A 13,332-nucleotide genomic window follows, 5' to 3' on the forward strand; every position below is an offset into this window, starting at 1 on the left:
AGCCTGCGAGGAGTTTCCATGACCGCCATTACCATCACCGATGCCGCCCACGATTACCTGGCCGACCTGCTGTCCAAGCAGAACACCCCAGGTATCGGGATCCGCATCTTCATCACCCAGCCCGGCACCCAGTACGCTGAAACCTGCATTGCCTACTGCAAGCCGGGGGAAGAGAAACCTGAAGACACCGCGCTGGGGCTCAAGAGCTTCACCGCGTACATCGACTCGTTCAGCGAAGCGTTCCTAGACGACGCGGTGGTCGACTATGCCACCGACCGCATGGGCGGCCAGTTGACCATCAAGGCGCCGAACGCCAAGGTGCCGATGGTCAATGCCGACAGCCCGGTCAACGAGCGCATCAATTATTACCTGCAAACCGAAATCAACCCGGGGCTGGCCAGCCACGGCGGCCAGGTATCGCTGATCGACGTGGTGGAAGACGGCATCGCCGTGCTCCAGTTCGGCGGCGGTTGCCAGGGCTGCGGCCAGGCCGACGTGACCTTGAAGGAAGGCATCGAGCGCACCTTGCTCGAGCGTATCCCGGAACTCAAGGGCGTGCGCGACGTGACCGACCACACGCAGAAAGAAAACGCCTACTACTGATAGGTGTTCGCTGCGGATAGAAAAAACGGCGCCCGTGAGCGCCGTTTTTTTATGGGTGGATCCGACATCCGCGCAAGCTGATCCACCGCTATCGCGAGCAGGCTCGCTCCCACATTGGGGCCGCGGTGACGTTCGATTTTTTTAATCGCCGCAAATTCCTGTGGGAGCAAGCTCGCTCTCAAAGTTGTGTTTTCAGGGTCTGTAGAGATGCGCGTGCCCGGCGCAGTAGAGCGACGACTCACTGAACACATCATTACCCAGTACACGCCCTACCAGGATCAGCGCCGTGCGTCGAAAGCCCTTGGCCTGGACCTTTCCGGCAATATCAGCCAGCGTACCCACCACCCAATCCTGATCCGGCCATGTCGCCCGGTGAATCACGGCAATCGGGCAATCCGCGCCGTAGTGGGGCAGCAGTTCGCTGACGATTTTTTCCAGATGATTGACGCCCAAATGAATCGCCATGCTCGCCCCGTGCTGCGCCAGGCTGCCCAGTTCTTCGCCGGCGGGCATCGCGGTTTTGTCTGCGTAGCGGGTGAGGATCAGGCTTTGGGACACGTCCGGCAAAGTCAGTTCGGCGCCCAGCAGGGCGGCGCAGGCGGAGGTCGCGGTCACGCCGGGGATGATCTCGAACGGGATGTCCAGTTCCCGCAGGCACCGAATCTGCTCGCCAATGGCGCCATACAGGCTCGGGTCGCCGGAGTGCACCCTGGCCACGTCCTGGCCCTTGAAGTGAGCGGCCTTGATCAACTCGATAATCTGCTCCAGGTGCAGCTCGGCGCTGTTGACCACCTGTTCGGCGTTGTGGCCTTCCAGCACGGCTGTGGGCACCAGGGAGCCGGCGTAGATGATCAGCGCGCAGCTGCGGATCAGTCGCTGGCCTTTGACAGTGATCAGTTCCGGGTCGCCAGGGCCGGCGCCAATGAAATAAACGGTCATGACCGGTTCCTAAAGGTGAGTGGGCGACCCTTTGAATGAAGATCGCTCATGATCCAAGGCGCGAATTATCAGGGTTTACGACGTGACCGCCAATGCCAGCGTGGCGCTTGGGGTCTTTTGGCGAGGAATCAGCAGCGTCGCAGGCGTCGCGCCCAACCGGTCGGCCAGGGCCAGGGCAGCGCTTTCGGCGATGCCATAGCAACCGGTGCGTTCAAAAGCGATCTCGGAGCGGTGACTGAGCCGCTGCTGGTAGCTGGACAATTGCTCGGCATTGAAACAGGTCAGCGGCAACTCCAGTTGTTCGGCCAGCTCCAGCAGGCCCGGCTCGTCACGCTTGAGGTCGATACTGGCCAAGGCGCGAACCTCAGAGAGTTCGATGCCATGTGCCCGCAAAGTCTGATCAAGCAGTTCTCGCAGCGTGCTGGCCGGGCAGCCGCGTTGACAGCCCAGGCCGACCACCAGGATCGGCCCGGTGCTCATGCGTCGTGCTGAGCCTGGTCGCCACGCCGGAACAACCATGCGCTGACCAGGCCCAAGGCCAGCCAGAACGCGACATTGGTCACTTGCGAGGCGAGCTTGAACTGGCTTTCAAGTGCTTCGGGCGCCAGCATCGAGTGGACCTCAGGCTGCGGCGCACCGATGACATGGGGCACCAGCAAGGTCGCCACGCCCAACAGTTTGAGCAACCAATGCCTGCCGAAGACAATCAGGGCGATACCTACCGCAGTGGAGGCCGCCGTGCCGATCCACCACATCTGCCGTTGGGCCAGATCGGCCGCCGCCGTACCAGGCAGCTCCGGTGGCAGGCCGAGGGTGGGGGCCAGGACAAACGTGGCATAACCGGCCAAACCCCAAAGCAATCCCTGGGACGTGCGAGTCGGCGCCCGCAGCGTGTACAAGCCCGCCAACATCAGGGCGAAACCCACTGCGACCACCAGATTGCCGCCGGTGGTGGAGAGCAGTCGTTGCCAACCGTCTTCCGGCTCCCACGCTTGGGCATCATGGGAGTGAGCGGCCCCAGCAGCGTGCTCATGGTGCTCGGTAGCCGGTGCGCTTTCGTAGGTTTCGGCCTGCAGAATCAGCGGCGATACCCAGAAACTCTGGAGGAGGGTCAGCAGCAGGGCGGCCAGCAACCCGCTGAAACCGGCGGTTTGCGCGATACGCTTGATCATGTCGTCAGGTCTCAATGGCACGGGAATGCGGCGCTGTGGCGGGTGTCGTGGGCCGCATTGTGCACCGCTTCGATGTGGGAGAAACCGGCGAAATAGACCAGGCCTGCACCGAGGATCGAGGCGAAAATCGCCGCGCTCAGGCGCTGGCTCAGGGTCGTGGAGCTGCTGGCGGTACGGGCGGTGCTGCTGATGGTCGACATGGCGCTTCCCTATGGTCTCTTGTCATCGGGTGAAGCGAGCGCAATGAAACCCCGGGCGCAGGCCCGCCAAGGTTCGAACAGCGCCCGCCCACCGCGGGTTTGTTGATGCATGAGTCATGGGCCGGTCTCCGGGCTCGCGAGGGGCAGGGCTTGTGCCTGGCCGACAAGCGTCACCTTCCCATGCCGTGAGGCACAGTGGATCTGACGCTTCTCTCGCTTACCGTTGCGGGGGCAGCACCGGACTGACGTGGCCTTGAAGTAAAGCACACGATTCACCGGTTTCCCGTTTCACCCTGTGAAGGGCACCCGTAACTAGGCGCACAGGAGAGCATGGGCGGGGGCGGGGCGTCAATTGGCTGATACCCGTTGCGCCCATCGCGAGCAGGCTCGCTCCCACAGTTGAGCTTTGTTGAACATGAATTTTGTGATCGGCGAGATTTACTGTGGGAGCGAGCCTGCTCGCGATAGGGCCCGCAAGACACCACAGAACTCACCTGCGGACATTGACCCGCCCCCACACCCTGCGTAGCCTTGCGCCTTCGAGGTTCTTCGGCATTGGCCGAAGCTAAGAAGGGAACGCGGTCCAAGCCGCGGCTGCCCCCGCAACTGTGAACGGTGATGTTTCTGCAAGGCCACTGTGCATGCTCTTGACCAAGGGTGCACGGGAAGGCGCAGTCACTGCCAGTCGAATGACTGGCCCGCCGTCAGCCAGGAGACCTGCCTCGACACAGATTCTCACTACAACCGGGCGGGGTGATCCGGTGGCGAAATCTTCCGCGTGCGCCCATGCGTGCGGGTTGTCGTCCCGTTTGCCCGCCACCTTGCCAAAGGGCATCCGATGAAAACACTGGCCAAACTCCCTGTCACCATCGTCACCGGCTTCCTCGGCTCGGGTAAAACCACCTTGCTGCGGCACATGCTCGACAACGCCCAGGGCCGCCGCATCGCCGTGATCGTCAATGAGTTCGGCGAGCTGGGTATCGACGGCGAGATCCTCAAGCAGTGCTCGATCGGCTGCACCGAAGAAGAAGCCAACGGTCGCGTCTATGAACTGGCCAACGGTTGCCTGTGCTGCACCGTGCAGGAAGAGTTTTTCCCGGTGATGCGCGAGTTGGTGGCGCGGCGCGGTGACCTCGATCACATCCTTATCGAAACCTCGGGCCTGGCCCTGCCCAAACCGCTGGTCCAGGCTTTCCAGTGGCCGGAAATCCGCAGCGCCTGCACCGTCGATGCGGTCATCACCGTGGTCGACAGCCCGGCCGTGGCCGCCGGCACGTTCGCCGCGTTTCCGGACCAGGTCGATGCCCAGCGCAAACTTGACCCCAACCTGGACCACGAATCACCGCTGCACGAGCTGTTCGCCGATCAACTGGCGAGCGCCGACCTGGTGATCCTCAACAAAGCCGACCTGATCAGCCCTGAAGACCTGGCCAAGGTGCGCCTGGAAGTGGCCGAAGAACTGCCGCCGGCGGTCAAGGTCATCGAAGCCAGCAGCGGCCGCTTGCCTTTGGAAGTGTTGATCGGCCTGGGCGCCGGCTCCGAGGAGCACATCGACAGCCGCCACAGCCATCACGATCATCACCATGACGGCGACGATGACGACCATGATCATGACGCGTTCGACTCCATTTCCATCGAACTGCCCCAGGCCGACGAAAGCCTGCTGCTGGACGCGCTGACCCAACTGGTGGTCCAGCACGGCGTGCTGCGGGTCAAGGGGTTCGCGGCCATTCCTGGCAAGCCGATGCGTTTGCTGATCCAGGGCGTGGGCACGCGCTTCGACAAACATTTCGACCGGCAGTGGGGCGCCGATGAAGCGCGGGTGACCCGTCTGGTGCTGATCGGCCAGGCGCTGGATGCCGGGCTGCTCGAAGCGCAATTGCGCGCCGCCCTCAGCGTCTAAGCCATGCACCTGCTCAGGACCCAGCCCGGCGGTTTCGTGTCGGACGACAACATTGCCGATCTCGGACAAACCCCCGCCGAGCTGGTGATCCTGTGCAGCGGCGACTCCAGCCTGGCGCTGCTGGCCGAAGCGGCGCGGCAGTTGCCGGACGACTATCCGCAGTTTCGCCTCGCCAACCCGATGCAGGTGCAAAACCACGCCTCGGTGGATCTGTATTTCGACGACGTGTTGCGTCACGCCAAGGTCATCCTGCTTTCCCTGCATGGCGGTATCGGTTATTGGCGCTACGGCATTGAACGTCTTATGGAACTGGCCGGGCGCGGGGTGAAGCTGATCCTGGTGCCGGGGGACGATCGACCCGACCCGGAACTCAGCGACCTGAGCAACGTGCCCAATGAGGATCGGGACCGGCTCTGGCAGTTCCTGCGCCAAGGCGGTTTGGGCAATGCCCTGGACCTGTTCCATAACCTGGCCAGCCAATGGTTCGGTCGCGACTATCCTTGGGGCGAACCGCAAACCCTGCCGCGCACGGCGATCTACCATCCGGAACGAACCAACGCCAGCCTGAGTGATTGGCAAAGCGACTGGCGGGCCGGGCAGCCGGTGGCGGCGGTGCTGTTTTATCGCTCCCACCTGCAAGCAGCGAACACGGCGTTCATCGACGTGTTTTGCCAGCGTCTGCAAGCGGCGGGGCTCAATCCCTTGCCCATTGCCGTGGCGAGCCTCAAGGAGCCTGCTTGCCTGGCCTTGGTTGAAGACTGGCTGGATGAGGTGGCGGCGGGAGTGATCCTCAACACCACCGGTTTCGCCCAATCGAGCCCCGAAGCGCCGCACTTGCGACCGTTTCGCCGCAACATCCCAGTGATCCAGGCGATCTGCGCCCAGGACAACGAGCCTGGCTGGCGCGCCAGTGAGCAGGGTCTGGGCCCGCGGGACCTGGCGATGCACATTGCCCTGCCGGAACTGGACGGGCGGATCATCAGTCGCCCCATCAGTTTCAAGGACCTGGCCTGGCGCAGCGAGCGCAGCCAGAGCGATGTGGTCTGCTACCGGGCCGTGCCCGAGCGCATGGATTTTGTCGCTGAGCTGGCGTGGCGCTGGACTACCCTGGCGTGCCTGCCCAACTCGCAAAAGCGCGTGGCGCTGATCCTCGCCAATTACCCGACCCGGGATGGGCGCATCGGTAACGGCGTCGGCCTGGACACCCCGGCGGCGGCAGTGAATATCCTGCGGGCCTTGCAGGCCGAGGGCTATCCGCTGCCGGCTGAACTGCCTGCGAGCGGCACCGCGCTGATCCAGCAGTTGCTCGGCGGGGTAAGCAACGACCTGGACAGTCTTGACCAACGGCCCTGTCACCAGAGCCTGGCGCTGGATGCTTACCGGGCCATGTTCGACGCATTGCCCGAGGCCAATCGCCAGGCGGTGCTGGAGCGCTGGGGCGCGCCCGAACAGGACCCGATGTTCCGCGATGGCCGGCTGATGATTGCTGGCGTGCGCCTGGGCCTGACGTTCGTCGGCATCCAGCCGGCTCGAGGCTATCAGGTCGATCCGAGCGCCGTGTACCACGACCCGGACCTGGTGCCGCCCCACGGCTACCTGGCGTTTTATTTCTGGCTGCGCAACACCTACGGGATCCACGCCCTGATTCATGTCGGCAAGCACGGCAATCTCGAATGGCTGCCGGGCAAGGGCGTCGGGCTGTCGGAAAACTGCTGGCCGGATGCGCTGCTGGGACCGTTGCCGAACATCTATCCGTTCATCGTCAATGACCCGGGCGAGGGCGCCCAGGCCAAGCGTCGCACCCAGGCCGTGATTATCGATCACTTGATGCCGCCGCTGACCCGGGCCGAAACCTATGGGCCGCTGCGTAACCTTGAGCTGTTGGCTGACGAATACTACGAAGCGCAACTGCTCGACCCACGCCGCGCCCGGGAACTGCAGCGAGACATTCTGAATCTGGTGCGCGAGACCCACATCGACCGCGAGTTGCAACTGGACGGCGACGCTGACGTGGCAATCTGGCTGCCGCGCCTGGACACTTACCTGTGCGATCTGAAGGAGTCGCAGATCCGCGACGGCCTGCACATTTTTGGCGAGTCGCCCACACAACGGTTGCGCATCGACACCTTGCTGGCGTTGCTGCGCATTCCCCGGGGGGATGGCAAGGGCGCGCAGTCGAGTTTGCTGCGGGCGCTGGCCAAGGCCTTTGCGCTGGGTTTCGATCCGCTGGATTGTGCGCTGGCCGAACCCTGGACCGGCGCTTGTCCCGAAGCCTTGGATCGGCTCAGCGACGAACCTTGGCGGACCGCTGGCGATACTCGTGAACGTTTGGAATTGTTCGCCGGGCAATTGATCGAGCAGGCCCTGGAGGGCGTGGTCGCGCAACTTGAGGCGCCGGGTTGGGAAACGGTGAACAGCATTATTGAAAACCTGCGCGGCGTCGTGGCTCCGCGTCTGGACGCTTGCGGCCCGGCGGAAATGCGCGGTTTGCTCGATGCCTTGAGCGGGCGCTTCGTGCCGGCCGGCCCCAGCGGTGCGCCCAGTCGCGGGCGCCTGGATGTGCTGCCCACCGGGCGCAACTTCTTCTCGGTGGACGTGCGCAACCTGCCGACTACCACCGCGTGGCGCATCGGTTTTCAGTCGGCGTCCCTGATCCTTGAGCGGCACTTGCAGGACCACGGCGATCACCTGCGTCAATTGGGGCTTTCGGTGTGGGGCACCGCCACTATGCGCACCGGCGGTGACGACATTGCCCAGGCCATGGCGTTGATGGGCGTGCGTCCGGTGTGGGCCACGGGCAGCCAACGAGTCGACGATTTCGAGATCTTGCCGTTGAGTCTGCTGGACCGGCCTCGGGTCGATGTCACGCTGCGGGTCTCCGGGTTCTTCCGGGACGCCTTTGCCAATCTGATCCGCCTGTTCGATGCAGCGGTGCAGGCCGTCGCCGCCCTCGACGAACCGGACGACATGAACCCCTTGGCGGCGAAGGTGCGCAGCGAGCGCCAGGCCCTGTTGGAATCGGGCCTTGAACCCGAGGTCGCGGCCCGTCAGGCCGGGTGGCGGATCTTCGGCGCCAAGCCTGGCGCCTACGGCGCGGGTGTGCAGGGCGCCATCGACGACCGCCTGTGGCAGAGCCGCGAAGACCTGGCGCAGGTCTACCTGAATTGGGGTGGCTACGCCTACGGCGCCGGCGATGAAGGCACTGCCGCCCGGGAGCAGTTCTCCCGGCGCCTTAGCCAGGTGCAGGCGGTGTTGCAGAACCAGGACAACCGCGAACACGACCTGCTCGACTCCAACGATTACTACCAATTCCAGGGCGGCATGCTGGCGGCGGTGGAGACCCTTGGCGGCGCAACGGCGGCCAGTTACCACGGCGATCACAGCCAGCCGGACTTGCCCAAGATCCGCACGTTGAAAGAAGAGCTCAACCGCGTCATTCGTTCCCGGGCGGCCAATCCGAAGTGGATCGACGGGATCAAGCGCCACGGCTATAAAGGTGCGTTTGAACTGGCGGCGACGGTGGACAACCTGTTCGCCTTCGACGCCACCACGCAGTTGATCGACGATCACCAGTACGCCTTGCTGGCCGAGGCTTATCTGCTCGACCCCGATACCCGCGATTTCGTTCGCCAGCACAACCCCGATGCCTTGCGCGACATGACCGAGCGTATGCTCGAAGCGCAGCAGCGCGGAATGTGGCAGGAGCCCGGGGAGTATCGAGAGGCGCTGGAGAACTTGTTGTTGGACATAGAAGAAGACAGCTGACCTGCCCATTCGACGGGCTATACACAACCCCTGTGATGGGTTGACCTGTGGCGAGGGGATTTATCCCCGCTGGGTTGCGAAGCGACCCTCTTGTCCACATTGGGAGGCCTGCTTTGCAGTCCAACGGGGATAAATCCCCTCGCCACAAGTACTCTGTTCACATCGACGTTACCGACCACCTTTGAGAATTAGATATGACCGACACCCCTCATTTCCCGCTCTGCGCCGTGGTCGGGGCCGATGACCTGAAACTGGCCCTGTGCCTGGCTGCGATCGATCCGAAAATCGGCGGTGTGCTCATCGAAGGCCCACGGGGCATGGCGAAGTCCACGCTGGCCCGGGGGCTGGCGGACCTGTTGGCCAGCGGCCAGTTTGTCACCTTGCCTTTGGGCGCCACTGAAGAGCGGCTGGTGGGCACCCTGGATCTGGACGCGGCCCTGGGGGAGGGGCGCGCGCAGTTCTCTCCCGGCGTTTTGGCCAAGGCCGACGCCGGGGTGTTGTATGTCGATGAAGTGAACCTGCTGCCCGACCATCTGGTGGACCTGTTGCTGGACGTGGCTGCCAGCGGCACCAACCTGATCGAGCGTGACGGCATCTCACACCGGCATCCGGCACGTTTTGTATTGATCGGCACCATGAACCCGGAAGAGGGTGAATTACGTCCGCAGTTGCTCGACCGTTTCGGCCTGAACGTGGCCCTGGACGGCCACACCGCACCGCTTGAGCGCGGGCAGATTATCCGTCGGCGGCTGGATTTCGACAGCGATCCGGCGGCGTTCTGCGCGGAATGGGAACCGACCCAGCGGCAGTTGCGCGAACGCTGCCAACAGGCTCGCGACCGGTTGATGCAGATTCCTCTGGATGACCAGGCGCTGGCGCAGATCACCGAGCGTTGTTTTGCCGCTGGGGTCGATGGCTTGCGCGCGGACCTGGTCTGGCTGCGGGCCGCCCGGGCCCATGCTGCGTGGCGCGGGGCGGATGCCATTGCCGTTGAGGACATTGATGCGGTCGCCGAGTTTGCATTGCGTCATCGCAGGCGCGAGCCTTCGGCCCCTGCGCCGTCCCAGGCGCCGCCAGCCACCGCCGATCAAACCGCCAGGCCTGACGAAGGCCAGGGCCAGTGGGGTGACCTGCCGGCCCGGGCATTGCCCACCGGCACTCGGCGTGACGTGCCGAGCTGGCCAAAAAAGCCCTAGGCATTCGCCCCCGTTCGCCCGCGGGGGTGAATGCCAGACCCCGTGCGGGACGGTTGGACCAAGGGCGCCAGGGCCGCAGCAAAGCGGCGGCCAGCGGGGCGGTGAACTGGCCAGGCACGTTGCTCGCTGGCCGTCCACGCCTGCGTGAAGACCTGCGTTTTCAGCAACGCCATCGTTCGCCCCATGAACTGTGGCTGGTCATCATCGACGCCTCGGCCTCGACTCGTCGTCATCAAGCCTTGAGCGATGGCAAAGGCCTGCTGGCGCAACTGTTCGATGACGCCTACCGCCAACGCGCCCGGCTGGCCTTGCTGACGGCCAGCGGCAGCGCACCAGCCTGGCAGGTGCAAGGGCTCAAGGACTCGGCCGGGCTACGGGACTGGCTCGACGGCCTGGGCGCCGGCGGCGGCACGCCGTTGCTGGCGGCGCTGACCGAGGCCGGACGCTGGTTGACGGCCCGGCGCAAGCGCTACCCGACCGAGCAACAGCGGGTGTTGCTGATGACCGACGGGCGAGTCAAACAGCAGCTGACACTGCCGCCCCTTGATTGCCCAAGCCTGTTGATCGACATCGAACGCGGACCGATTCGCCTGGGCCGGGCCCGGCAATTGGCGGGGCAGTTGGGGGCGCAGTATCGGCATATTGATGAAGGACTACCGGGCTCGGATGTTCGCTGACTGACATGGCCTCATCGCGAGCAGGCTCGCTCCCACATTTGTTCTGTGGTGAACACTCGATCGATGAATCCCCTGTGGGAGCGAGCCTGCTCGCGATAGCATCGCCCCGGTGTCAGATCCGCACGCTCAATAAGCATCGCTGTTCTATGCTCAGCCAGACCTCACAGGAGTGAACCATGCGCGTACTCGTCACCAACGCCCAGGACGATTTTCGGGTCAAGGCCTACGCTGGCACCAACGGTGTATTGCTCGCCATGGACCTGGCCGAACCCCGGCGCAAGGGCTTGCTCGGCTTTGCCATCGAGAAGCAGCACGGCGCCAAGCCCTGGCTGTTCCTGTTCAACAGCCTGACCTTCCCCGACAAGGTGCACACGTTCCCGCAATTTCGCGCTACGCCGAGCGATAAAGCACCGTTGCAGAAATTTCGCTGGGCCGACTACGCCATCAACCCAGGCGTGGCAATTCACTACCGTGTGCACCTGGCCTATGGCAGCCCTGACGCGCCGCAACTGGGGGAATCACTTGAGGTGTCAGTGACCAGTGACGATGGTCAGCCAAGCAACCAGATGGTCATTTTCAATCGTGCCGTGGCCGCGAGCCAGGCCTTCCAGCGCAAATTTCCCGAGCTGGATGCGCTGATCGACGCCAACAAAAATCTGTCCATCGATGCTTGGCCCGACGCGCCGCGCCGCTGGCTGGAAAACGGTTTGCTGGGGCGCTTGACCGGTTTTATCGACCGGGCCCTGAACGCCAGTTGGGCCCTGGACGTCGCCATCTATGAATATGAACTGCCGGTGATCGTCGAGGCTGTGAACGCCGCTTCCGCACGGGGGGCGCGGGTACGGGTGCTGTACCACGCTGAGCCGGGAGACGACGGCACACTGCGCAACGAAGCCAGCCTGGCAACATTGCCGGCGGCCAACAAGCGCGGGCGCGTCACGCACAATATTTTCCACGACAAGTTCATCGTGCTGAGCAAGGTCGACGACACCGGTTCGTTGCACCCCGAGGCCGTGCTGTGCGGCAGCACCAATTTCACCGCCAACGGCGTCTACCGCCAGGCCAACGTTATTCATGTGCTGGACGACGCGCGGGTCAGCGACAGCTATCGGCAGGTGTTCGAGCAGATCTGGGCCGCACCCGAGGACGTCGGGGCCACGCGGCAGTGGATCAACCGGAACAACCCCATGGTACCCGAGGAGCCATTGTTCACCGGGTTCTCGCCGCGTACGGGAGAGGGCGACCTGGATCGTTTCGTCGATATCATCAATGGCGCTCGCAAGGACCTGCTGTTCGTCACGGCCTTCGCCTTGCCTGACCGGATCCTCGATGCCTTGCTCGGTCAACCCAACGACGACGTGCTGCGTTACGGCCTGCAGAACACCACCAGCCGCATCACTGGCTTTCATGCCGACCGCACCGCCGAATTCGCCGCCACCGCGCTGCTCAATACCGGCCTGGAGGGCTGGCTCAGGGAAAACATGAAAGGCCAGAAAGGCAATCTGCTGGTGCACACCAAAGCCGTCGTCACCGACTTCACCAGCGACACGCCGACCATCATCAGCGGCAGCCACAACCTGAGCGCCGCGGCCAGCAGCGGCAACGACGAGAACTACCTGATCATTCAGGGCGACACCGACCTGGCCGACCGCTACGGGCTTGAGCTGCTGCGCTTCTACGAGCATTACCGCTTTCGCTATTTCGCGAAAAAACTGGCGCTCAAGCAGGTCAAGCCACTGGCGGTGGATGACAGCTGGACGGACGATTATTACCGCGACGGGGATTTGCGGATGTTGTCCAGAGTGAGGTTTTGCGGACGCTGAACTGTGATAAGAGGTGTTTTAGAGTGCTATTTTTAGCGCCATTAAGAGTGCTCAAGGACTCACCTCATGACACATATTGTACTTTCTCAAGTTGTAGCCAGCATTTCCGAACTCAAGAAAAATCCGATGGGCACTGTTGCTGCCGGTGGAGGATTATCCGTAGCAATCCTCAACCGCAATGAGCCGGCATTTTATTGCGTCCCCGCTCGAGAATATGAAGCCATGATGGATCGGCTTGAAGATCTGGAGCTGGTTGCTCTTTGCCGCGAGCGTGAAAATGATCCAACGATAAAGGTTTCTCTTGATGACCTATGAGTTGGAATTTTCTGATAAAGCCTGGAAGGAATGGCAAAACTGGGTGCAACACTCAAAGAGCAATTCAAGAAAAAGCTCGAGGAGCGACTGGTGAATCCGCATGTCCAGACAGACCGTCTGCATGGGCTGGGCAACGCCTATAAAATCAAGTTACGTAGCGCCGGCTATCGATTGGTTTACCGAGTGGTAGATGATTTGCTAGTTGTTACAGTGATTGCGGTTGGTAAGCGCGAGCGCGGTCAGGTTTATGACGAGGCGGCCAAGCGGTAGGCGCCCGGCTTTCCTCGCCGCAACCTTTGGAGTCCCCGTGCCCGAGAGACCAGGCACAAGGTTCGCAGTTGCTCGTGCAACCAGTGCAAGTCACGGCGAGGCGAACGACGCGGCCGTCTGGGTTTGGTTCGGCCGATGTGTTCGGCAAAGTTCTGGGTCAGCGAGGCCTGATCACCGACGCCCTTGAGCTTGCGGCGTAACTTCCCATCCTTATAAAACAGCACCGTGGGTGTCCCGGTAACGTCCGGGTGTCGGGGCGATTCGCTGGTACTCAATTTGTAGATCACCGCCCGATCCTTGAATGTCTCGGCAACGCTGCAAAACAGCGGCTCGGCCCAGCTACAGGCGTAGCAGTAGGGGTGGCCGAAATAGAAGACTACCGGGCGCCAGGTCTTGAGAGCCGTGCGGTAGTCCTTTGATGAGGCGATGTGGGTGATGAACGAACTCATGGCGGGTTTCCCTTCATCGA

At 62.9% G+C, this 13,332-nt stretch carries 12 protein-coding genes, 1 pseudogene and 2 riboswitches; of the genes and pseudogenes, 8 read left to right on the forward strand and 5 right to left on the reverse strand.

Going from position 1 to position 13,332, the window contains the following annotated elements; genetic code table 11:
- The first annotated feature begins 18 nt into the window (after positions 1 to 18).
- Positions 19 to 603 carry a Fe-S biogenesis protein NfuA gene (gene nfuA / locus MKS85_RS10895; protein ID WP_003182850.1) on the forward strand — a complete coding sequence of 195 codons (585 nt, stop codon included), beginning with the start codon at positions 19 to 21 and terminating at the stop codon, positions 601 to 603.
- Between the two features lie 192 nt (positions 604 to 795).
- On the opposite strand, the gene cobM is transcribed toward nfuA, so the two are convergent.
- From cobM to MKS85_RS10915, 4 genes are all read right to left on the reverse strand, one after another.
- Positions 796 to 1,542, reverse strand: coding sequence for a precorrin-4 C(11)-methyltransferase (gene cobM, locus MKS85_RS10900; protein WP_188251054.1), 747 nt, complete (start codon positions 1,540 to 1,542; stop codon positions 796 to 798).
- 75 nt (positions 1,543 to 1,617) lie between these two features.
- Positions 1,618 to 2,022 carry a cobalamin biosynthesis protein gene (locus MKS85_RS10905; RefSeq protein ID WP_076384038.1) on the reverse strand — a complete coding sequence of 135 codons (405 nt, stop codon included), beginning with the start codon at positions 2,020 to 2,022 and terminating at the stop codon, positions 1,618 to 1,620.
- Positions 2,019 to 2,714 (reverse strand): CbtA family protein, encoded by a 696-nt coding sequence (locus MKS85_RS10910; RefSeq protein WP_188251055.1) that lies wholly within the window; start codon positions 2,712 to 2,714, stop codon positions 2,019 to 2,021. The genes MKS85_RS10905 and MKS85_RS10910 overlap by 4 nt, the downstream gene beginning before the upstream one ends.
- 11 nt (positions 2,715 to 2,725) lie before the next feature.
- The gene (locus MKS85_RS10915; protein ID WP_047227828.1) at positions 2,726 to 2,914 is read right to left on the reverse strand and encodes a CbtB-domain containing protein; all 189 of its coding nucleotides are present in this window, start codon (positions 2,912 to 2,914) and stop codon (positions 2,726 to 2,728) included.
- Between the two features lie 101 nt (positions 2,915 to 3,015).
- Positions 3,016 to 3,239: riboswitch (cobalamin riboswitch) on the reverse strand.
- Positions 3,240 to 3,439: 200 nt separating this feature from the next.
- A riboswitch (cobalamin riboswitch) is annotated at positions 3,440 to 3,654 on the forward strand.
- Positions 3,655 to 3,752: 98 nt separating this feature from the next.
- Between MKS85_RS10915 and cobW the strand changes: the two genes are divergently transcribed.
- The 7 genes and pseudogenes from cobW to MKS85_RS10950 all read left to right on the forward strand — a co-directional run bounded on the left by cobW (position 3,753) and on the right by MKS85_RS10950 (position 12,863).
- Positions 3,753 to 4,817, forward strand: coding sequence for a cobalamin biosynthesis protein CobW (cobW, locus tag MKS85_RS10920; RefSeq protein ID WP_047227829.1), 1,065 nt, complete (start codon positions 3,753 to 3,755; stop codon positions 4,815 to 4,817).
- Positions 4,818 to 4,820: 3 nt separating this feature from the next.
- Positions 4,821 to 8,582, forward strand: coding sequence for a cobaltochelatase subunit CobN (gene cobN, locus MKS85_RS10925; protein WP_188251056.1), 3,762 nt, complete (start codon positions 4,821 to 4,823; stop codon positions 8,580 to 8,582).
- Positions 8,583 to 8,776: 194 nt separating this feature from the next.
- Entirely contained in the window at positions 8,777 to 9,778 is a 1,002-nt protein-coding gene (locus MKS85_RS10930) for an ATP-binding protein (RefSeq protein ID WP_188251057.1), read from the forward strand.
- Positions 9,779 to 9,831: 53 nt separating this feature from the next.
- Complete coding sequence (locus MKS85_RS10935; protein WP_409078008.1) at positions 9,832 to 10,455, forward strand: vWA domain-containing protein; 624 nt, start codon at positions 9,832 to 9,834, stop codon at positions 10,453 to 10,455.
- Positions 10,456 to 10,631: 176 nt separating this feature from the next.
- Positions 10,632 to 12,278, forward strand: coding sequence for a phospholipase D-like domain-containing protein (locus tag MKS85_RS10940; RefSeq protein WP_188251058.1), 1,647 nt, complete (start codon positions 10,632 to 10,634; stop codon positions 12,276 to 12,278).
- A gap of 66 nt (positions 12,279 to 12,344) precedes the next feature.
- Positions 12,345 to 12,593 (forward strand): type II toxin-antitoxin system Phd/YefM family antitoxin, encoded by a 249-nt coding sequence (locus tag MKS85_RS10945; protein WP_107322657.1) that lies wholly within the window; start codon positions 12,345 to 12,347, stop codon positions 12,591 to 12,593.
- Positions 12,583 to 12,863 (forward strand): annotated as a pseudogene (locus tag MKS85_RS10950) (type II toxin-antitoxin system RelE family toxin). The gene MKS85_RS10945 and the pseudogene MKS85_RS10950 overlap by 11 nt, the downstream one beginning before the upstream one ends.
- Here MKS85_RS10950 and MKS85_RS10955 read toward each other — a convergent pair.
- Positions 12,839 to 13,312, reverse strand: a complete 474-nt coding sequence (locus MKS85_RS10955) for a thioredoxin family protein (RefSeq protein ID WP_139049656.1) — start codon at positions 13,310 to 13,312, stop codon at positions 12,839 to 12,841. The pseudogene MKS85_RS10950 and the gene MKS85_RS10955 sit on opposite strands and share 25 nt — an antisense overlap.
- Positions 13,313 to 13,332 lie beyond the last annotated feature (20 nt).

The sequence above is a fragment of the Pseudomonas sp. JL2 genome (assembly GCF_031570495.1).
Lineage (GTDB): Bacteria > Pseudomonadota > Gammaproteobacteria > Pseudomonadales > Pseudomonadaceae > Aquipseudomonas > Aquipseudomonas rhizophila.

Bases quoted from the DNA above. Each gene is read 5' to 3' on its own strand.
- MKS85_RS10930 (WP_188251057.1), top strand. From the start codon at position 8,777: ATGACCGACACCCCTCATTTCCCGCTCTGCGCCGTGGTCGGGGCCGAT.
- MKS85_RS10910 (WP_188251055.1), bottom strand. From the start codon at position 2,714: ATGATCAAGCGTATCGCGCAAACCGCCGGTTTCAGCGGGTTGCTGGCC.
- MKS85_RS10940 (WP_188251058.1), top strand. From the start codon at position 10,632: ATGCGCGTACTCGTCACCAACGCCCAGGACGATTTTCGGGTCAAGGCC.
- MKS85_RS10905 (WP_076384038.1), bottom strand. From the start codon at position 2,022: ATGAGCACCGGGCCGATCCTGGTGGTCGGCCTGGGCTGTCAACGCGGC.
- MKS85_RS10945 (WP_107322657.1), top strand. From the start codon at position 12,345: ATGACACATATTGTACTTTCTCAAGTTGTAGCCAGCATTTCCGAACTC.
- nfuA (WP_003182850.1), top strand. From the start codon at position 19: ATGACCGCCATTACCATCACCGATGCCGCCCACGATTACCTGGCCGAC.
- MKS85_RS10915 (WP_047227828.1), bottom strand. From the start codon at position 2,914: ATGTCGACCATCAGCAGCACCGCCCGTACCGCCAGCAGCTCCACGACC.
- cobW (WP_047227829.1), top strand. From the start codon at position 3,753: ATGAAAACACTGGCCAAACTCCCTGTCACCATCGTCACCGGCTTCCTC.
- MKS85_RS10955 (WP_139049656.1), bottom strand. From the start codon at position 13,312: ATGAGTTCGTTCATCACCCACATCGCCTCATCAAAGGACTACCGCACG.
- cobN (WP_188251056.1), top strand. From the start codon at position 4,821: ATGCACCTGCTCAGGACCCAGCCCGGCGGTTTCGTGTCGGACGACAAC.
- cobM (WP_188251054.1), bottom strand. From the start codon at position 1,542: ATGACCGTTTATTTCATTGGCGCCGGCCCTGGCGACCCGGAACTGATC.